This is a genomic window from Microcella alkalica, from assembly GCF_014595885.1.
GTDB classification, from domain to species: Bacteria; Actinomycetota; Actinomycetes; order Actinomycetales; family Microbacteriaceae; genus Microcella; species Microcella alkaliphila_B.
In genome coordinates this window covers 307,607-327,655 of the sequence record NZ_JABUKC010000003.1, presented here as the reverse complement: position 1 = coordinate 327,655, position 20,049 = coordinate 307,607, and the positions used below count along the sequence as shown (strand labels likewise).

The following is a 20,049-nucleotide window of genomic DNA, read 5'->3' as shown; positions in this document are numbered from 1 at the left end:
CACTCGTTCGCATAGCGAACAACTCGCGGCGGGCATCCGTCGCAGAAGCGGACCGCAGCATGATCGACAAGACCGTCGCCGACCTCCGCGAGGCGGTCGCCGGCATCCGCGACGGGGCGACCGTGATGGTCGGCGGCTTCGGCCGCGCCGGCCAGCCCGTCGAGCTCATCGACGCCCTCATCGACGCCGGAGCGAGCGAGCTCACGATCGTCAGCAACAACGCCGGCGGCGGCGACGTCGGGCTCGCCCGCCTCATCGCCGAGGGCCGCGTGCGCAAGGTCGTCTGCTCGTTCCCGCGCCAGAGCGACTCGTGGCACTTCGACCGCGCCTACCGCGAGGGCCGCCTCGAGCTCGAGCTCGTGCCGCAGGGCAACCTCGCCGAGCGCATCCGCGCCGCCGGGGCCGGCATCGGCGCCTTCTACTCGCCGACCGCCGTCGGCACGCCGCTCGCCGAGGGCAAGGAGCACCGCGAGATCGACGGCCGCACCTACCTGCTCGAGCACCCCATCCGTGCCGACGTCGCGCTCATCAGCGGCCTGCGCGCCGACCGCTGGGGCAACGTCGTCTACCGCCGCACGGCCCGCAACTTCGGCCCCATCATGGCGACCGCCGCGACGACCACGGTCGTGCAGGTCGACGAGATCGTGCCGCTCGGCTCGCTCGACCCCGAGGCCATCGTGACGCCCGGCATCTTCGTCGACCGCGTCGTCGCGGTCGGCAACCGCCGCTGGCTGCGCGACGGCGAGTTCGTCGGCGGCGTCGATCTGCAGGGCGAGCCGCTCGCCGAGCGACTCGACGACCCGGCCGCCACCTCGACCGCTGGAGGAGACCGATGACCGACCGTCTCGATCGCGACGCCCTCGCGCGCCGCGTCGCCGCGGACATCCCCGACGGCGCCTACGTCAACCTGGGCATCGGCGCACCGACGCTCGTCGCCGATCATCTGCCGCCCGGCTCGGAGGTCATCCTCCACACCGAGAACGGGATGCTCGGCATGGGCCCCGCGCCGGCACCGGGTCACGTCGACCCCGACCTCATCAACGCCGGCAAGCTCGCCGTCACCGAGCTGCCGGGCGCCGCCTACTTCCACCACGCCGACTCGTTCGGCATGATGCGTGGCGGGCACCTCGATCTGTGCATCCTCGGGGCTTTCCAGGTGTCGCAGACCGGCGACCTCGCCAACTGGTCGACGGGCGCACCCGACGCGATTCCCGCCGTCGGCGGCGCAATGGATCTCGCCATCGGCGCGAAGGACGTCTACGTCATGACCGACCTCATGACCAAGGGAGGCGAGTCGAAGCTCGTCGCGGCCTGCACCTACCCGCTCACGGGCGTCGGCTGCGTCACGCGCGTCTACACCGACCGGGCCGTCTTCGACGTGACTCCCGAGGGCTTCGCCGTGCGCGAGCTGTTCGGCACGACGACCCTCGACGAGCTGCGCGAGCTCACCGGGCTCGCCCTGACCGTGGTCGTCGAGGCCGCCACCCCCGAGGAGTCCTGATGACCGCGACCTTCGTCTACGACGCCGTGCGCACCCCGTTCGGCCGCGCGGGCGGGGCCCTCGCCGACGTGCGGCCCGACGACCTCGCGGCGACGGTCATGCGCGCCGCCGTCGATCGGGCTGGCCTTGACCCGGCCCGCATCGACGACGTCGTCTTCGGCGACGCGAACCAGGCGGGGGAGGACAACCGCAACGTCGCGCGCTTCGGTGCCCTGCTCGCGGGCTTCCCGACCACCGTCACGGGCACGACCGTCAATCGCCTGTGCGGCTCGTCGCTCGACGCGGTCATCCAGGGCTCGCGCGCCATCGAGTCGGGCGACGCCGAGGTGATCCTCGCCGGCGGCGTCGAGTCGATGAGCCGCGCCCCGTACGTGCTCGAGAAGTCGCCGAAGCCCTACCCCGCGATCGGCAACCCGACGCTGTGGAACACCGCGATCGGCTGGCGCATGGTCAACCGCGCCCTGCCCAAGGAGTGGACGATCTCGAACGGCGAGTCGGCCGAGAAGCTCGCGACCATCCACGGGATCTCGCGCGGCGACCAGGACGCCTTCGCGCTGCGCAGCCACGAGCTCGCCGCGCGCGCCTGGGCCGACGGCGTCTACGACGGCGAGATCGTGCAGGTGCAGGGGCACGAGCTCGCGCGCGACGAGGGCATCCGCGACGACACGACCCTCGAGCGCCTCGGCGGCCTCAAGGCGCTCTTCGCCGCCGACGGCACGGTCACGGCCGGCAACTCCTCGTCGATCAACGACGGCGCCTCGGCCGTGCTGCTCGGCGCCGAGGGCGCGATCGACGCCGAGCCGCTCGCCCGCATCGCGGGTCGCGCCGCCTTCGGCAACGACCCCGACGTGTTCGGCGTCGCGCCCGTCGAGGCCGCGAACCGGGCGCTCGCCCGCGCCGGCCGCACGTGGGCCGATGTCGACCTCGTCGAGCTCAACGAGGCGTTCTCGTCGCAGTCGCTCGCGTGCATCCGCCTGTGGCCCGAGCTCGACCCCGAGCGCGTGAACATCCACGGCGGCGCCATCGCGATCGGCCACCCGCTCGGCGCCTCGGGCGGGCGCATCCTCGGCCACGCCGCGCACGAGCTGCGGCGGCGCGGCGGCGGCGTCGCGGTCGTCGCGCTGTGCATCGGCGTCGGCCAGGGCCTCGCGGTCGTTCTGGAAAGATGAGCGCATGACCGCTGAGCCCGTCGACGCCGCCGAGGCCGGCGGTGCTGCGGGCGAGGCGAGCGCCGACTTCGTGCAGTCGTTCGCGCGCGGCCTCGCGGTCATCCGCGCCTTCGACGCCGACCACGCCGAGCTCACGCTGAGCGAGGTTGCGGCGCGCGCCGAGGTGCCGCGCGCCGCCGCCCGCCGCTTCCTCGCGACGCTAGTCACGCTCGGCTACGTGCGCGCGAGCGAGCGTCGCTTCGCGCTCACCCCGCGCGTGCTCGAGCTGGGCTACAGCTACCTGTCGTCGCTGTCGCTGCCGGCGGTCGCGCAGCCGCACCTCGAGCGGCTGTCGCACGCGGTCGACGAGTCGTCGTCGCTCGCGGTGCTCGACGGGCTCGACGTCGTCTACGTCGCGCGGGTGCCCACGCGGCGCATCATGAGCGTGAGCATCCAGCTCGGCACCCGCTTCCCCGCCTGGGCGACCTCGCTGGGTCGCGTGCTCCTCGCGGCGCTTCCCGTCGATGAGGCGGATGCCGTGCTCGCCGCATCGCGCCCGCACCCGTTCACGCCGACCACGCTCGTCGACCGCACGGTGCTGCTCGCCGAGCTCGAGCGCGTGCGCCGCGGGGGCTTCGCCCTCGTCGACGGCGAGCTGGAGGAGGGCCTGCGGTCGATCGCCGCCCCGGTGCGCGACGCCTCGGGCTCCGTGGTCGCGGCGGTCAACGTCTCCACGGCCCGCCGCGGCGACCCCGAGTCGGAGCTCGCCCGCGTGCTGCCCGCCCTGCAGCGCGCGACGGCCTCGATCGAGGCCGACCTGCGCATGCGCTAGTCGCCCCGCTCGGTACATCCCGTGCGACGCTGCGCCGCCCGCTGCCAGTTGCGTATCTGCGCAGCTGCCGCTGCAGCGAGCGCCGCGCGCGGCGCCCGCCGCGCCCGAGGCCCGCCCGTGCCCTTCCGACAACCACGTGCGCGTGAGCGCACGCTCTCGTCGCAAGGGCACGTCCTCCGCCCGCGCGGCCGCCTACCCCGCCTGCGCGGCGACGAAGGCCCGCGCGGCCGCCTACGCCGCCTGGGCGGCGACGAACTCCCGCGCGGCCGCGAGGTCGCTGCCGTCGATGCCGTGCCCGCCGGCGCGCTCGTGCCGCGTCACCTCGGCACCGTGCGCGGCCGCCACCGCGGCCAGGTGCGCGACGCTCGCCGCGGGCGCCATCGGGTCGGCGACGCCGTTGGCGAGCAGCAGCCGCACACCCGAGACGTCGCCGATCGGGTCGCGGTCGCCGAACGGGAACATGCCGCTGAACGCGACGACGCGGTCGAGCGCCTCGGGGTGCAGCAGGGCCGTGGCGAGGGCGATGTTGGCGCCGTTCGAGAAGCCGACGGCGAGCATCCGCCGATCGCCCAGGCCGTAGTGCGCCCGGGCGAGGGCGATGAAGGCGGCGAGCTCGCCGGCGCGCGCGATGACGTCGTCGACGTCGAACACTCCCTCGGCGATGCGCCGGAACCACCGGTTCATGCCGTGCTCGCTCACCCGACCGCGCGGCGAGAGGATGCCCGCCCCCGGCAGCAGGTGCGGTGCGATCGCGGCGATCTCGGCTTCGTTCCCGCCCGTGCCGTGCAGCGTGAGCAGCACGGGAGCGTCGGGCGACCCCGGCTCGAACAGGTGCGGCCAGGCGTCGAGCGAGACTGCCCCGCTCACGCGGCGACCTCCGGGTTGTTCTCCGCCGGCAGCGTCACGGGCACGACGCGCGCCTCGATCGCCTCGCGCGAGGGCTCGAGCCACGGCGGCAGCTTGAGCGCGCGGCCGAGCTCGAGCAGCGGCTCGTCGATCGCGAAGCCGGGGGTGTCGGTCGCGATCTCGAACAGCACGCCGCCCGGCTCGCGGAAGTAGATGGAGGTGAAGTACTGCCGGTCGAGGATCTCGGTGACCCGGTGCCCCTTGCTCGCGAGCTCGTCGCGCCAGCGCTGCTGCGTCGCCTGGTCGGGCACGCGGAAGGCGATGTGGTGCACGGTGCCGCCGGCGGTCAGGCCGGTGGGCGCGAGCGACGAGGCGTGCACGTCGACGAGGGCGCCGGGCATCCCCTCACCGGCGGCCAGACGGGTGCGGTTGCCCTCCTGCTCGACGACGCGCATCCCGAGGTCGTTGACCATGAGCGCGATGGTGCTGTCGGCGTCGCGCACGGTGAGCACGCTCGAGTGCTGGCCGCGGATGGCGTGCTCGGCCGGCACGCTCGCCGAATCCCAGGGGTCGCGCGGGTCGTGCTCGTGGGTGGCGACGAGCTCGATGGCGAGACCGTCGGGGTCGTGCACGAGCAGGCGCTCCTCGCTCGACGAGGTCGAGGTGATGCGCGCCTCGGCGCCGACGGAGGCGAAGTGGTCGACCCACCAGCCGAGCGACCCGGCGGGCACGCTGAACGCGGTCGAGGTCGACTGGCCGGCGCCGATGCGCCCGGGCTGGATGCCCCGCCACGGGAAGAACGTCATGAGCGTGCCGGGGCGGCCCGACTCGTCGCCGTAGTACAGGTGGTAGGTGCCGGGGTCGTCGAAGTTGACGGTCTTCTTCACGAGCCGCAGCCCGAGCCCGGTGATGTAGAAGTCGATGTTCTTCTGCGGGTCGCCCGCGATCGCGGTGACGTGGTGCAGGCCCTCGGTGGCGGCGGTCATGGTGGTCTCCTGACGTATCGTGCCGATGATATCCATGCAAACGCATAGATGCCAGCGTTATTCCCCGGCACTCGACCTCTCCGCGGATGCTCGCCCGCGCGCCGAGCCGCCGCTCAGCCGCGCCGCCTATCGTGGCGGCGTGATCGACCCCGTCCGCGACTTCCTGGCCGCCCTCCGGCCGCGCGCCGGCCGCGCCGGTGACGGCACCCCGGAGTGGTGCGCGACCATCGTCGTGCGCAGCCCCGTCACGAAGATCGACGCGCTCGCGATCGTCGCCCTCGCCGTCGACAGCCCGGTGCGCGAGGCCCGCACAATGCGGCCGTACATCGAGCTCGAGGGCGGGGCCCGCGCCGAGATCGAGATCCCCAAGTTCGGCGAGCCGCCGCCGCTCGCCATCGACGTCTACTCGACGGTCAGCCACGAGCACGCGGTGCTCGAGGCGCTGCGCCTCATGGCCGCGCTCGAGCAGTACACCGGCTGGAGCATCCGCCCCGATTTCGAGGTGTAGAGGCGCGGAATCGATCGCCTCTAGCGGCACCGCCTTCCTGGTCGTACGCTCGCGTCAGAGCGGCCGCAACGGAGCGGCCCGGTTCGAGGGAGCCCGCCATGAAGTTCGTCATCAGCCGCACGAAGAGCGAGAAGGAGCCCTTCATGTGGAAGATCGTCTCCTCCAACGGGCAGACCCTTGCGATCAGCGAGACCTACGTCGCCAAGGCCTCGTGCGTGAGCGCGATCGAGTCGGTCATGAAGAGCGCCGGCGGGGCGACGGTGGTCGACGAGACCTGAGCCGCCCCCGAGCGATCGCCCGCTACGGCAGCAGGCGCGTCGGCCCGCGGAACAGGTACGTGGTCTCGCGGATCGACCCGAGCCCGAGCATGAGCATGAGCACGCGAGCGAGCCCCATGCCGAAGCCACCGTGGGGCGGCACGCCGTAGCGGAAGAAGTCGAGGTAGAACTCGAGCTCCTCGGGCTCGAGGCCCTTCTCCTGCGCCTGCGCCATGAGCACGTCGACCCGGTGCTCGCGCTGGGCCCCGGTGGAGATCTCGGTGCCGTTGTACACGAGGTCGTAGCTGTTCGTGAGCCCCGCATCCCCCTCGTGACGCATGTGGTAGAACGGCCGGATCCCGCTGGCGTAGTCGGTGACGAACACGAAGTCGTGGCCGTACGCCTCGCGCACGTGGGCCGACAGCTGGCGTTCGCCCTCCGGGTCGAGGTCGCCGTCGGTGCGGGGCACCTCGTAGCCGCGGGCCTTCACGATCTCGAGCGCTTCCGCGAGGGGGATGCGCGGGAACGGCGTCGTCGGCACCTGTAGCTGGACCCCGAACGCCGCTTCGATCTCGGCACCGTGCTGCTCGACGACGGCCGTGAAGGCGGCCACCAGCACCTGCTCGTGCATGGCCATGACGTCCTCGTGCGAGTCGATCCAGCTGAACTCGGCGTCGATCGACGTGAACTCGGTCGCGTGGCGCGAGGTGAACGAGGGGTCGGCGCGGAAGGCGGGGGCGATCTCGAACACGCGGCCGAAGCCGGCCGGCTGCGCCATCTGCTTGAAGAACTGGGGGCTCTGCGAGAGGTACGCCTTGCCCTCGAAGTACTCGAGCTCGAACAGCTCGGCGCGCGACTCGGAGGCGCTCGCCATGAGCTTCGGGGTGTGGATCTCGACGAAGTCGTGCTCGACCCACCAGGTGCGCAGCGCGTGCTCGAACGTCGTCTGCACGCGGAAGATGAGGTTCGCCTCGGGGCGCCGCAGGTCGAGGAACCGCCAGTCGAGCCGCTTGTCGAGGCTCGAGTCGTCGGCGATGGGCGTCTCGGGCAGCGCCTCGCTCACGACCTCGAGCGAGCCGATCTTCACCTCGATACCGCCGAGCTTCACCCGCTCGTCGTGCTTGAGCTCGCCGGTGACGCGCACCATCGAGCCGTGCGCGAGGCCCGAGATCGTCTCGGTGAGCGCGAGCGCCGACCGCGCGGCGTCGTCGGCGTCGTCGCCGAGCTCGCGAACGGCGGGGTTCACGAGCTGCACTGCGCCCGACTCGTCGCGCAGGATGACGAACTGCACCTTCTTCTGGTCGCGCACCGTATCCACCCACCCGGCCACGGTCACGGTTCCGTCGGGCAGGGGGGCGAGGTTCTTGATGAGGGTGCGAGTCACGAGAGAACAGCCTACCGGCGGGCGGATGCGCGGCTCGGGCCCGGCCAGGGCGCGAGACCGGGCGCCCTCCCGCGCGCAGATCATCGCTGGCTTGCGATATCATCGGCAAAGTCTGATGTTTGCCTCACTCAGGGAGTTCAGGTGTTTTCGACGATCGCCGCCGCCGCCGGCATGTTCGCCGCGACCAATATCGACGACATCGTGGTGCTCACGGTGCTGTTCCTCGCCTCCACGCGGGGCGGCCCTCGTCCGTGGCAGATCGTGCTGGGTCAGTACCTCGGTTTCAGCACCCTGGTCGCGATCAGCGTGGTCGCCGCGCTGGGCCTGACCATCGTTCCGGACCAGTGGGTCGGCTTCCTCGGCATGATTCCCTTGGTCATCGGAGTGATCGGGCTCGTCCGTGCGCTCCGCAAAGGCCGTGACGACGACGAAGCGGAATCCGCGCTAAAAGCGGTCGGGCTTCTCGGTGTCGCCGGGATAACGATCGCGAACGGCGCGGACAACATCTCCCTCTACACGCCCGTGTTCCGGACCATCTCCCCGACCGACACGGCGATCACCATCGCGGTATTCCTGGTTCTTGTAGCCGTGTGGTGCCTGCTGGGGCGGGCGATCGGCACGAATCGGAGTATCACGGAGATGCTCGAGAGGATCGAGCACTGGCTCGTTCCCGCGGTCTTCATCGGCCTGGGCCTCTTCATCCTCATCGAGTCGGGTGTGGTTCCTCGGCTCCTCGACCTCCTCACCTGACACCTAGCATTCGGGTCATGACGATGATGACGTCCGTTTCCCCTCGGGCCGCCCTCCAACCGGCGGCTGCCCTCTTCCATGGGCTCGCGGATCCCACTCGCCTGGGTATCCTGCAGCTCCTGATGAGCGGCGAGAGGAAGGTTGCCGAGATCACCGCGCAGCTCGGCATGGCGCAGTCCACCGTCTCCCAGCATCTCGCCTGTCTCCGCGAATGCGATCTGGTGGTGGTGCGCCCAGTCGGCCGCTCCTCGCTGTACTCAATCGCTCACCCGGAGCTCATCGATCTGCTCCGCACGGCCGAACGGCTTCTCGACGCGACCGGCGACTCCGTGGCGCTGTGCACGAACTACGGGCCCGCGGCTCACTGACGCGTGCGTCCGAGCATCCGCCCGCTTCTAGACTGGGGGCATGCCCGCCGACCTCGTCCATCTCGTGCGGCACGGCGAGGTGCACAACCCGAAGCGCGTGCTCTACGGGCGGCTGGAGGGCTTCGGGCTCAGCGAGCTCGGGCACCGCATGGCCGCGTCGGCCGTGCAGGCGCTCGCCGGGCATCCGGTGACGGCCGTGTACGCGAGTCCGCTGCAGCGCGCCCAGGAGAGCGCGGCCCCGTGGGCGGAGGCGTTCGGCCTGCCGATCCACACCGACGAGCGCATCATCGAGCCGACGAACCGGTTCGAGGGCAAGCGCATGGATCGTCGCACCCTCATGCACCCCAAGCACTGGCACCTCATGCGCGACCCGTCGACGCCCAGCTGGGGCGAGCCCTTCGCCGAGATCGCGGCGCGGATGCTCGCCGCCATGCGCGACGCCCACGAGCGCACCGACTCGGGCGAGGTCGTCATGGTGAGCCATCAGCTGCCGATCTGGATGGCCCACCGCGCCGTGGCCGGCAAGCGTCTCGCCCACGACCCGCGCAAGCGCCGCTGCTCGCTGTCGAGCGTGACGAGCTTCGCGTGGCGCGACGGGGCCTTCACTGAGATCGGCTATCAGGATCCCGCGGCAGACTTACTTGAGAACGCCATCGACCTCGGAGCAGTGTGACCAGCCCCCTTCCCTCCCGCCGTCGCCCGCTGCGCGTCGTCGCCGCGCTCGCCGCGGCCGCCGCGCTCGTGCTCTCCGGCTGCACGTCCAACCCGCTCGCCGAGCAGTACCGCTCGGGCTCCGGGCAGGGCTACATCTCGGGCGACGGCGCCTACACGGTCATCGCGCCGGAGGATCGCGGCGAGCCGATCAGCTGGGAGGCTGCCCCGCTCGATGAGGGGGGCACCCTCTCCAGCGACGACCTCGCCGGCCAGGTGTACGTCGTGAACTTCTGGTACGCCTCCTGCCCGCCGTGCCGAGTCGAGGCACCCGACCTCGAGGCGCTGTACCAGGAGTTCGCCGACGAGCAGGGCGGCGCCGGCGTGCCCTTCGTCGGCGTGAACATCCGCGATTCGGCCGCCCAGTCTCTCGCCTTCGCGGAGGAGTTCGGCATCTCCTACCCCTCGATCCTCGATGTCGACAGCGGTGCGGTGCGCCTCGCTTTCGCCGGCCAGGTCTCGCCGACGGCCGTGCCGACGACCCTCGTCGTGGATGCTCAGGGCCGGGTCGCGGCGCGCATCTCGGGTCTCGTCTCCGAGCCCTCGACCCTGCGCGCCATGATCACCGACACCCTCGCCGAGTCGAGCTGATCGGCGTGGTCAACCCGATCGGCGAGATCGTGCTGAGCGGCAACCTGCTGCTCGCGCTGCCGATCGCGCTCGCCGCCGGGTTCCTGGCCTTCGCCTCGCCGTGCGTGCTGCCGCTCGTGCCCGCCTACCTCGCCTACGTCGGCGGCATCACCCGGCCGGCGCAGAATCGCTCCGAGCGCGGCCGACTGGTGCTCGGCGTGCTGCTGTTCGTGCTCGGCTTCTCGGTCGTGTTCGTCGCGTTCTCGATCGTGTTCGCGACCGCGGGGTTCCTGCTGCAGCAGTACCTCGACCTCATTACGCGCGTCGCGGGCGTCGTCGTCGTGATCATGGGGCTCGTCTTCATCGGGCAGGTGTCGTTCCTGCAGCGCACGCTGAAGCCCCGCATCGCGGCGCGCACGGGCCTCGCGGGCGCCCCCGTGCTCGGCATCGTCTTCGGGCTCGGCTGGGCGCCGTGCATCGGCCCGACCCTCGTGGCCGTCAACGCGCTCGTGCTCAACGAGGGCGACCTCGGGCGGGCGGCGCTCATCGCCCTCGTGTACTGCCTGGGCCTCGGCGTGCCGTTCCTGCTCATCGCACTCGGCTTCCGCTGGGCGGCGGGGGCGACGGCGTGGCTTCGGCGCAACATCCGCGTCATCAACATCATCGGAGGCGCCCTGCTCATCGTCATCGGCCTGGCCATGGTCACGGGCCTCTGGCAGCTGTTCGTCTCGAGCCTCGGGGCGGTGATCAGTGGAACCGTTACGCCCCTCTGACCACATCGACGCGGAGGCGCTCGCCGCGGAGCGCGCTGAGTCGAGCGCCGAGCGCGAGCGGTCGGGCGAGGCAAGCGCAGCATCCGCGATCGCCCAGCCGGCCCTCGGCGTCGTCGGCTGGCTGCGCTTCGCCTGGCGCCAGCTGACCAGTATGCGCACGGCGCTCGTGCTGCTGCTGCTGCTCGCGGTCGCGGCGATCCCCGGCTCGCTCGTGCCGCAGCGCTCGGCCGACCCGAACGGCGTCGTGCAGTACCGACGCAACAATCCCGAGCTCTACGACGTCCTCAACACCCTGCAGGTCTTCGACACCTACACCTCGGTGTGGTTCTCGGCCATCTACCTGCTGCTGTTCGTCTCGCTCATCGGCTGCATCATCCCGCGCACGGTGCACCACGCCCGCGCGCTGCGGGCGGCCCCGCCGAAGACGCCGGCTCGCCTCAACCGCCTGGTCGGCTACCGGGCGACGGATGCCCCCGCCGACGTCGAGACGGCGCTCGAGGCCGCGCGCGCCGAGCTGCGCCGCCGCCGGTACCGCGTCGAGCGCTACGGCGACTCGCTCTCGGCCGAGCGCGGATACCTGCGCGAGACCGGCAACCTCGTGTTCCACATGGCCCTCGTCGGGGTGCTCGCCACGATCGGCTTCGCCGGCGGCTTCGGCTACAACGGTCAGAAGGTCATCGTCGAGGGGCAGACCTTCGTGAACCAGCTCGGCACCTACGACTCCTTCAACCCCGGTCGCTTCTTCGACGATGTCCGCCTCGACCCGTACGGTCTTCGTCTTGACGAGTTCGACCCGGAGTACGGCATCGATCGCACGACGGGCCAGGCTCAACCGCTCGACTTCACGGCCACGCTGACGGAGGTGACGGGTGGCGTGGAGCGCGAGCGGCAGCTGAAAGTCAACGAGCCGCTCAGTATCGCCGGCACCACCGTGTACCTGCTCGGCAACGGGTTCGCCCCGGTGATCACCATCCGCAACGGCGATGGTCAGGTGGTCTTCGACGAGCCCGTGCCGTACTTGCCGCAGGATGCCAATCTCACGAGTCTCGGCATCATCAAGGTGCCGCAGGGTCTCGACGAGCAGCTCGGCATGATCGGGTTCCTGTATCCCTCGGCGATCCAGCTCGACTCGGGCGCCCTGTCGTCGGTCTTCCCCGAGCCCGACCAGCCGGTGCTGACGTTCAACGCCTTCACCGGCGACCTGGGGCTCGACGACGGCGTTTCTCGAAATGCCTACGCGCTGGATACCGACGGGCTCACTCCGATCGCCGGTCGGGACGCGCCAGCGGAGCCGCTCGTCCTCGGCCTCGGGCAGACGGTGAGTCTGCCGGACGGCCTGGGGACGGTCGAGTTTCGTGACCTCCGCCGATTCGTCTCGATCGAGATCCACCACGACCCGACGCAGACGGGCGTGCTGATCTTCTCGCTGCTCGTGCTCGGCGGGCTCATCGTGAGCCTCTTCGTGCCGCGCCGCCGCCTCTGGGTCGTCGCGACGTCGACCGCCGACGGCGTGCGCCTGGAGTACGCCGGCCTCGCCCGCGGCGACGACCCCGGCCTCGAGCAGGCCGTCGCCGACCTCGCCGATGCTCATTCCCAGCGACTCGCGCCTACCCTGGAGACCTGATGGAGAACCTCGTCGCCTACTCGCTCGTCGCCGTGTACTCCGCCATGGGCGTGTACACGATCGCCTTCATCCTGTTCACGCTCGACCTCGCGAAGCGGTCGGCTGCGCCGTCGGCGGCGGATGCGGCCGAGGCCGCCCGCACCGAGGCCGCACCCGTGCTGAACGCCTCGAGCGCGAGCGCGGCCGGTGCCGTGCGCGCCGCCGCGGGCGGAGCCGCGACGGCCACGGCCGTGCGCCCCACGTCGAGCCGGGCATCCGGTCTCGACACCCCGGGCGGGGCCGCCCCCGTCGGTGCGACCCGCTTCCAGCGGGCCGCGGTCGCCCTCGCCGCCCTCGGCTGGCTGCTGCACCTCGGCGCGGTGCTGACCCGCGGCATCGCGGCCGAGCGCGTGCCCTGGGCCAACATGTTCGAGTTCGGCCTCACTGCGACGGCCATGGGCATGGGCACCTTCCTCGGCGCGCTGCTCTGGAAGGACGTGCGCTACCTCGGCGCCTACATCTCGGGCTTCACGCTGCTGTCGCTCGGCATCGTGACGACGAACTTCTACGTCGACGTCGTGCCGACCCCGCCGCCGCTGCAGTCGAGCTGGCTCGTCATCCACGTGCTCGTGGCGACGCTCGCGACCGGCTTCTTCGCGATCGGCGCCGGGCTGTCGATCATGCAGCTCATCCGCTCGCGGGCCGCCGCGTCGAAGGCTGAGGGGCTGCGTTTCGTGCACACTCTGCCGGGAGCATCCGCCCTCGAGTCGCTCGCCTACCGGGTCAACGTCGTCGGCTTCGTGTTCTGGACCTTCACCCTCATCGCCGGCGCCATCTGGGCCGAGCGCGCCTGGGGCCGCTACTGGGGCTGGGACACGAAGGAGGTCTGGACCTTCATCATCTGGACGCTCTTCGCCGGCTACATCCACGCGCGCGCGACTCGCGGCTGGCGCGGCGACCGCTCGGCGTGGCTCGCGATCATCGGCTTCAGCGCCGTGATCTTCAACTACACGGTCGTCAACCTCTTCTTCAAGGGCCTGCACTCGTACAGCGGCCTGTAGGCCCCAGCGGCTGCTCCGACGCCCCGCGATCCTGGGCGATCGCGGGGCGTCGTGCTGTGCCAGGCGCCCGGAGTGCAAGCGGTTCCACTCCGTTCCCGCTGCGTTCCAGGCCGGTTCCACAGGGAGTGAAGCCGATTCAGGGTGCACTCGCACCGCCGGTTCCGGGCCCTGACGGCCCGCATTCGGGGGATGATCGTGCAAACGCTTGCAGATCGTCTCGCCGCTTGCTAGCGTCGGCCCGACCACCCCTGGCGCGTCGCTGCGCCGCAACAACCGGAGTCGACGATGACCTCACGCGCGAGCATCCGCACGCTGACCGCCACCCTCACCGCCGGAGCGCTCGCCGGCTCCCTCCTCGCGACGGTGCCGCTGCCCGCCGCTTCCGCCGAGGGCGACACGTACGCCCTCGTCGGCTCGCTGCAGTCCGAGCTCGGCTGCGCCGGCGACTGGGATCCCGCGTGCGCCGAGACCGAGCTCGCCCCGACCGGCACGCCCGGCGTCGTCTCGGCCGAGTTCACGATCCCGGCCGGCAACTACGAGTACAAGGTCGCGGCGAACGACACGTGGGATGCCTCGTGGGGCCTCGACGGCGGTGGCAGCAACATCCCGCTCACCGTGGCCGGCGACGCGACCGTGCGCGTCACCTTCGACGAGGCCACGCAGCGCGTCGGCCTCGAGCTGCTCAGCATGGCGGGCGCCTACTCGCCCGCCGACGACGCCATCGTCGCCCCGCCCGTGCGCCAGGCTGGCAGCGACGAGAGCTTCTACTTCGTCATGACCGACCGCTTCGCCAACGGCGACGCCTCGAACGACACCGGCGGGCTCGAGGGCGACCGCATGGTCACGGGCTTCGACCCGACCGACAAGGGCTTCTACCACGGCGGCGACATCGCGGGCATCCGCGAGAACCTCGACTACATCGCGGGCCTCGGCACGACCGCGATCTGGTTCACGCCGAGCTTCAAGAACCAGCCCGTGCAGGGCGAGGGCGCCAACGCCTCGGCCGGCTACCACGGCTACTGGATCACCGACTTCACCCAGATCGACCCGCACCTCGGCACGAACGCCGAGCTCGAGGCCCTCATCGACGAGGCGCACGCGCGCGGCTTCAAGATCTACTTCGACATCATCACCAACCACACCGCCGACGTCATCTCGTACGAGGAGGGCCAGTACTCGTACATCGACCAGGCCACCGAGCCGTACCGCGACGCGAACGGCACCGCGTTCGACCCGGGCGACTACGCCGGCACCGGTGACTTCCCCGCGCTCGACGCGGCGACGAGCTTCCCGTACACGCCGGTGATCGCGCCGGGCAAAGAGGAGCTGAAGGTTCCGGCCTGGCTCAACGACCCGACGCTGTACCACAACCGCGGCGACTCGACGTGGACGGGCGAGTCGGTCACCTTCGGCGACTTCGTCGGGCTCGACGACCTCATGACCGAGCATCCGACCGTCGTGAACGGCTTCGTCGACGTCTACCAGCAGTGGATCGACCTCGGCATCGACGGCTTCCGCATCGACACCGCGAAGCACGTGAACTTCGAGTTCTGGGAGCAGTGGAGCACCGAGGTGCTCGACTACGCGCAGAACGTCGCTGGCAAGCCCGACTTCTTCATGTTCGGCGAGGTCTACGACGCCGACCCGGTCAAGCTCGCGCCGTACATCCGAGACACCGACATGAACTCGGTGCTCGACTTCACCTTCCAGCAGAAGGCCGTCTCGTTCGCGGCCGGCAACTCGGCGAAGGGCCTGCAGGAGCTCTTCGCGGGCGACGACCGCTACACGACCCCCGACTCGTCGTCGACGGCGCTGCCGACCTTCCTCGGCAACCACGACATGGGCCGCGTCGGCTTCTTCCTGCAGAACACCGCGCAGCCGCTCGAGCGCACCGTGCTCGCGCACGAGCTCATGTACCTCACGCGCGGCCAGCCGGTCGTCTACTACGGCGACGAGCAGGGCTTCGCGGGCGCCGGCGGCGACAAGGATGCCCGTCAGACCCTCTTCGCCACGCAGACCGCCGAGTACGCGAACCAGGAGCTCGTCACGGGCGAGCAGGCCGGCAGCGTCGACCGGTACAGCACGGATGCCCCGCTCTACGCCGCGATCAGCGAGCTCGCCGCCCTGCGCGACGCGCACCCCGCGCTCGACACCGGCGCCCAGATCGAGCGCTTCGTCGACGACGGCGCGGGCGTCTACGCCTTCAGCCGCGTGCACCGCGACGAGAAGATCGAGCACCTCGTGGCGGTCAACAACTCGACCTCGGAGCGCACCGTCGAGGTGCCGACGCTCACGGCGGGAGCATCCTTCTCGGTGCTGCACGGTGACGGCGCGGCCGTGACCTCCGACGCGGCCGGGCTCGCGACCGTCACGGTGCCGCCGCTCGCCGCCGTGGTGTGGGTCGCCGACGCGACCGTCACGGCCCCGGAGGCCGCACAGGCGCTCAGCGTCGCGGTGCCCGCCGCCGGTGCCGCGCTGACGGATCTCGCCCCCGTCGCCGCCGACGTGGACGACAGCACGTGGGTCGAGACCAGCTTCGCCTGGCGCGTGGCCGGCTCGAGCGAGTGGACCCCGCTCGGCACCGCGGAGGACACCGAGCCTCGCCTGTTCCACGACGTGCGCGGCCTCGCCGCCGGCACGCTCGTCGAGTACCGGGCCGTGACCGTCGACGCCGCGGGCAACCGCGCCGCCGCCTCGACCTACGCCTCGGTCGGCAACGCGATCAACGGCGCCGTCGACGACGGCGGCGAGCCCGAGCCGACGTACGACATGGTCGTCGTGCCCGGCAACCACAACAGCGAGATGGGCTGCGCCGGCGACTGGACGCCGGACTGCGCCGCGGCCGAGCTGACCCTCACCGCCTCGGGCATCTGGACGGGCACCTTCGACGTGCCGGCCGGCAGCTACGAGTACAAGGTCGCCGTCAACAGCTCGTGGGCCGAGAACTACGGCGCGAACGGTGTGCGCGACGGCGGCAACATCGCGTACACGCACGAGGGTGGTCCGATCACGTTCTACTTCAACCCGGTGACCAAGATTGTGTCGTCGAGCGCGGAGGGTCCGATCGTGACGCTGCCCGGCAGCCTGCAGTCGGAGCTCGGCTGCCCCGGCGACTGGCAGCCTGACTGCCTCGTGACCCTCGCCCAGGATGGCGACAAGGACGGCGTCTACACCTTCGCGACCTCGGCGCTGCCGAGCGGCTCGTACGAGGTGAAGGTCGCGCACGGCCTGTCGTGGGACGAGAACTACGGTGTCGGCGGTGCGCCGGGCGGTGCGAACTACTCGTTCACCGCGAGCGAGGGCAAGGAGGTGCGCTTCGAGTACACCCTCGCCACGCACGTGCTCGAGATCATCGTGACCGACCCGCCGCTCGCCGGCACCGGCACCTCGCAGGCCATCTGGGCCGCGGGCGACACGATCGCGTGGCCGGTCGCGCTGCTCGGCGGCACGCCCGCCGCGAACGCGACGTTCACGCTCGAGCACTCCGCCGACGCGACCCTCGACGTTGCCGGGGGCGAGGTCACCGGTGGCGGCGAGCCGATCGAGCTCGCGGTCGACCCGGAGGGACTGCCCGCCGGTGTGCTGCAGGCCTTCCCGCACCTCGAGGGCTACGTCGCGCTCACGCCCGTGGGCCTCGACCGCGCGGCGATCGCCGAGCTCGTGCGCCACGAGCTGCTCGTCGCACAGCGCGTCGACGGCGCGCTGACCGCCCTCACGGGTGTGCAGCTGCCCGGTGTGCTCGACGACCTCTACGCCGAGGGCCTCGCCGGCGCACCGCTCGGTGCGATCGTCGACGGCGCGGACGTGTCGGCCTCGCTCTGGGCGCCGACCGCCCGCTCAGTCGCGCTCGAGCGCTGGGATGCGGGCACGACGGGCGACGCCGAAGTCATCGAGGCCGCCTTCGACGCCGCGAGCGGCATCTGGAGCGTCGACTCCGGTCTCGCCGTGGGCGACGAGTACCGCTGGAGCGTCGACGTCTTCGCGCCCTCGACGGGTGAGTTCGAGACCAACTCGGTCACCGACCCGTACTCGGTCGGCCTCACGGTCAACTCGGCGCGCTCCGTCGTCGTCGACCTCGACGACCCGGCGCTGCAGCCGCAGCTGTGGGCTGACACCCCGCAGCCCGACGTCGACCGCAGCGTCGACCGCGCCATCTACGAGCTGCACGTGCGCGACTTCTCGATCGGTGACGAGTCGGTGCCGGCGGAGGAGCGCGGCACGTATCGGGCCTTCACGCGCGACTCGGCCGGCACGCAGCAGCTGCGCCAGCTCGCCGAGGCGGGCATCACCACGGTGCACCTGCTGCCGACCTTCGACATCGCCACGATCGAGGAGCGTCGCGGCAGCCAGGCGACCCCCGAGTGCGACCTCGAGTCGTTCGGGCCGGCGTCGGAGGAGCAGCAGGCGTGCATCGCCGAGATCCGCGACCTCGACGGCTTCAACTGGGGTTACGACCCGTACCACTTCTCGACCCCCGAGGGCTCGTACGCGGTCGACGCCGACGGCGGCGCTCGCGTGGCCGAGTTCCGCGAGATGGTCGGCGCACTGCACGCGACCGGGCTCGAGGTCGTGCTCGACAAGGTGTTCAACCACACCGCGCAGTCGGGGCAGGGCGAGAAGTCGGTGCTCGACCGCATCGTGCCGGGGTACTACCACCGCCTCAGCGCGACCGGCACGGTCGAGACCTCGACCTGCTGCCAGAACGTCGCCACCGAGCACGCCGCGGCCGAGAAGCTCATGGTCGACTCGGTCGTGCTCTGGGCCAAGGAGTACAAGGTCGATGGCTTCCGCTTCGACCTCATGGGGCACCACTCGAAGCAGAACATGCTGAACGTGCGCGCCGCGCTCGACGCCCTCACTCTCGAGCGCGACGGCGTCGACGGCTCGGGCGTGTTCCTCTACGGCGAGGGCTGGAACTTCGGCGAGGTCGCCAACAACGCGCGCTTCGAGCAGGCCACGCAGGGCCAGCTCGGTGGCACGGGCATCGCGACGTTCAACGACCGACTGCGCGACGCGGTGCACGGCGGCAGCCCGGTCGACGGCTCGTCGACCTTCGTGCAGGGCTTCGGCACGGGCCTCGGCACCGACCCGAACGGCGACCCGATCAACGGCTCGACCGAGCAGTCGATCGCCGAGCTGCTCAAGCAGACCGACCTCGTGAAGATCGGCCTCGTGGGCAACCTGCGCGACTACGCGCTGGAGTCGGCGAGCGGTGCGGTCGTGCCCGGTGACGAGCTCGATTACCGCGGCTCGCCGGCCGGCTACGCCGACCAGCCCGACGAGGTCATCAACTACGTCGACGCGCACGACAACGAGACGCTGTACGACCTCGGCGTGCTGAAGCTGCCGCGCGACACGACGATGGCCGACCGCATCCGCATGAACACGCTGTCGCTCGCGACGGTGACGCTCTCGCAGGCGCCCTCGTTCTGGCACGCCGGCACCGAGCTGCTGCGCTCGAAGTCGCTCGACCGCAACAGCTACAACTCGGGCGACTGGTTCAACCGCATCGACTGGACCGGCCAGGAGTCGACCTTCGGCTCGGGTCTGCCGAGCGAGGCCGACAATGGCGGCAAGTGGTCGATCATGGCCCCGCTGCTCGCCGACCCGGCTCTCAAGCCTGCTGCAGCCGACATCGCGGCGGCCGAGGCCGCGGCGCTCGACCTGCTGCGCGTGCGCAGCTCGGTCGACCTGCTGCAGCTGGGCTCGGCCGAGCTCATCGGCCAGAAGGTCAGCTTCCCGAACAGCGGCGCCGACGCGACCCCCGGCCTTGTCGTGATGCTCATCGACGACCTTCTCGGCGACGACGTCGACCCCGAGCTCGAGGGCGCGCTCGTCGTCTTCAACGCCTCGCCCGACGCGATCGTCGAGCAGGTCGAGGGCCTCGCCGGCCGCTCGTTCTCGCTCGTGCGCGCCCAGGCAAAGGGCGCGGACCCGGTGGTGAAGCAGACCAGCTGGGACAAGAAGACCGGCACGGTCAGCATCCCCGGCCGCAGCGTCGCCGTGCTCGTCGACGACCAGCCCGGCTCGGGCCAGCCCGGCAACCCGGGTGGCGAGGGCCCCGGCCAGGGCGGCGAGAACCCCGGCAACGGCAACGGCCCGAAGCCGGGCAAGGGCCCGAAGGCGTCGCTCGGCGCCGGATCTATCGAGCCCGGCCAGGTGCTGACGGTCTCGGGCTCGGGCTTCACCCCCGGCGAGCGCGTGCAGGTGTGGCTCGAGTCGACGCCGCGACTGCTGCTCGCCACCGACGCCTCCTCGACCGGCGAGGTGCTCGTGCGGGTGACGATCCCGGCCGATGCCGAGCTCGGTCAGCACACGATCCGGCTCGTCGGCCTCGAGTCGGGGGTCGAGGCGACCTCGCCGCTGACGGTCTCGCTGCTCGCCCTCACGGGGGCCGAGCCGTGGGTCGCGCTCGGCGTCGGGCTGTCGCTGCTCGCGGCGGGTGCCCTCGTGCTCGCACCGCGCCTGCGCCACCGACGGGCCTCGTAGGTAGGCAGACCGGCCACCACCGGCCGTGGGGGCGGGCGCGCGGAGAGCGTGCCCGCCCTCGTGGCCGTTCCGCAGGTCCCGGTTCCCCGCGCGTCCATCTGCGTTCGGCTCGTCTCCAGCGTTCGGCCCCGCCCCTGCGTTCGGCCCGTTCCCCAGCGTTTGGCAGAGTCCTGCGTAGGCTGCCCGTTCAGAACTCCGGTGCACGCGAATCCGTTTCACCCAATCCGGACTTCTGCAAGTGCGGGCGACCGAGGCGACCGGC

The 20,049-nt window shown here is 71.3% G+C and carries 17 protein-coding genes; 14 read left to right on the top strand and 3 right to left on the bottom strand.

Annotated elements, in window-relative coordinates:
• Window positions 1-59: 59 nt before the first annotated feature.
• Genes ID804_RS09280 through ID804_RS09265 form a run of 4 tightly spaced genes read left to right on the top strand, consistent with a single transcriptional unit; the run spans window position 60 to window position 3,481 of the window.
• On the top strand, window positions 60-836 hold the full coding sequence (locus ID804_RS09280) for a 3-oxoacid CoA-transferase subunit A (RefSeq protein ID WP_169079222.1): 777 nt from the start codon (window positions 60-62) through the stop codon (window positions 834-836).
• Complete coding sequence (locus ID804_RS09275; protein ID WP_169079224.1) at window positions 833-1,501, top strand: 3-oxoacid CoA-transferase subunit B; 669 nt, start codon at window positions 833-835, stop codon at window positions 1,499-1,501. The genes ID804_RS09280 and ID804_RS09275 overlap by 4 nt, the downstream gene beginning before the upstream one ends.
• On the top strand, window positions 1,501-2,670 hold the full coding sequence (locus ID804_RS09270) for a thiolase family protein (RefSeq protein ID WP_169079226.1): 1,170 nt from the start codon (window positions 1,501-1,503) through the stop codon (window positions 2,668-2,670). The genes ID804_RS09275 and ID804_RS09270 overlap by 1 nt, the downstream gene beginning before the upstream one ends.
• Window positions 2,671-2,674: 4 nt before the next feature.
• On the top strand, window positions 2,675-3,481 hold the full coding sequence (locus ID804_RS09265; protein WP_169079228.1) for an IclR family transcriptional regulator domain-containing protein: 807 nt from the start codon (window positions 2,675-2,677) through the stop codon (window positions 3,479-3,481).
• Between the two features lie 231 nt (window positions 3,482-3,712).
• Here the strand turns inward: ID804_RS09265 and ID804_RS09260 are convergent, their stop codons facing one another.
• Both ID804_RS09260 and ID804_RS09255 read right to left on the bottom strand, forming a co-directional pair.
• Window positions 3,713-4,348 (bottom strand): alpha/beta hydrolase, encoded by a 636-nt coding sequence (locus ID804_RS09260; protein WP_188219188.1) that lies wholly within the window; start codon window positions 4,346-4,348, stop codon window positions 3,713-3,715.
• On the bottom strand, window positions 4,345-5,313 hold the full coding sequence (locus ID804_RS09255) for a ring-cleaving dioxygenase (RefSeq protein WP_169079230.1): 969 nt from the start codon (window positions 5,311-5,313) through the stop codon (window positions 4,345-4,347). The genes ID804_RS09260 and ID804_RS09255 overlap by 4 nt, the downstream gene beginning before the upstream one ends.
• A gap of 139 nt (window positions 5,314-5,452) precedes the next feature.
• On the opposite strand from ID804_RS09255, the gene ID804_RS09250 reads away from it, so the two are divergent.
• Together ID804_RS09250 and ID804_RS09245 are read left to right on the top strand one after the other, a co-directional pair.
• Complete coding sequence (locus ID804_RS09250) at window positions 5,453-5,821, top strand: hypothetical protein (protein ID WP_317451248.1); 369 nt, start codon at window positions 5,453-5,455, stop codon at window positions 5,819-5,821.
• A gap of 98 nt (window positions 5,822-5,919) precedes the next feature.
• Window positions 5,920-6,099, top strand: coding sequence for a YegP family protein (locus tag ID804_RS09245; protein ID WP_169079232.1), 180 nt, complete (start codon window positions 5,920-5,922; stop codon window positions 6,097-6,099).
• Window positions 6,100-6,121: 22 nt separating this feature from the next.
• Here the strand turns inward: ID804_RS09245 and aspS are convergent, their stop codons facing one another.
• Window positions 6,122-7,462 carry an aspartate--tRNA(Asn) ligase gene (gene aspS / locus ID804_RS09240; protein WP_317451247.1) on the bottom strand — a complete coding sequence of 447 codons (1,341 nt, stop codon included), beginning with the start codon at window positions 7,460-7,462 and terminating at the stop codon, window positions 6,122-6,124.
• Window positions 7,463-7,603: 141 nt separating this feature from the next.
• On the opposite strand from aspS, the gene ID804_RS09235 reads away from it, so the two are divergent.
• The 8 genes from ID804_RS09235 to pulA all read left to right on the top strand — a co-directional run bounded on the left by ID804_RS09235 (window position 7,604) and on the right by pulA (window position 19,787).
• Window positions 7,604-8,212, top strand: coding sequence for a cadmium resistance transporter (locus tag ID804_RS09235; RefSeq protein WP_169079236.1), 609 nt, complete (start codon window positions 7,604-7,606; stop codon window positions 8,210-8,212).
• Between the two features lie 17 nt (window positions 8,213-8,229).
• Window positions 8,230-8,580: an ArsR/SmtB family transcription factor gene (locus ID804_RS09230; RefSeq protein WP_211161153.1), complete on the top strand. Its 351-nt coding sequence runs from the start codon at window positions 8,230-8,232 to the stop codon at window positions 8,578-8,580.
• Window positions 8,581-8,620: 40 nt separating this feature from the next.
• Window positions 8,621-9,253: a histidine phosphatase family protein gene (locus tag ID804_RS09225; protein ID WP_169079238.1), complete on the top strand. Its 633-nt coding sequence runs from the start codon at window positions 8,621-8,623 to the stop codon at window positions 9,251-9,253.
• A complete protein-coding gene (locus ID804_RS09220) occupies window positions 9,250-9,882 on the top strand; it encodes a TlpA family protein disulfide reductase (protein ID WP_169079240.1) in 633 nt (210 codons plus the stop codon). Before ID804_RS09225 ends, ID804_RS09220 begins: the two co-directional genes overlap by 4 nt.
• Before the next feature lie 5 nt (window positions 9,883-9,887).
• Entirely contained in the window at window positions 9,888-10,634 is a 747-nt protein-coding gene (locus ID804_RS09215) for a cytochrome c biogenesis CcdA family protein (protein ID WP_317451246.1), read from the top strand.
• Entirely contained in the window at window positions 10,612-12,258 is a 1,647-nt protein-coding gene (resB, locus tag ID804_RS09210) for a cytochrome c biogenesis protein ResB (protein WP_317451245.1), read from the top strand. Before ID804_RS09215 ends, resB begins: the two co-directional genes overlap by 23 nt.
• Window positions 12,258-13,298: a c-type cytochrome biogenesis protein CcsB gene (ccsB, locus tag ID804_RS09205; RefSeq protein WP_223159070.1), complete on the top strand. Its 1,041-nt coding sequence runs from the start codon at window positions 12,258-12,260 to the stop codon at window positions 13,296-13,298. Before resB ends, ccsB begins: the two co-directional genes overlap by 1 nt.
• 285 nt (window positions 13,299-13,583) lie before the next feature.
• The gene (gene pulA, locus ID804_RS09200; RefSeq protein ID WP_169079242.1) at window positions 13,584-19,787 is read left to right on the top strand and encodes a pullulanase-type alpha-1,6-glucosidase; all 6,204 of its coding nucleotides are present in this window, start codon (window positions 13,584-13,586) and stop codon (window positions 19,785-19,787) included.
• Window positions 19,788-20,049 lie beyond the last annotated feature (262 nt).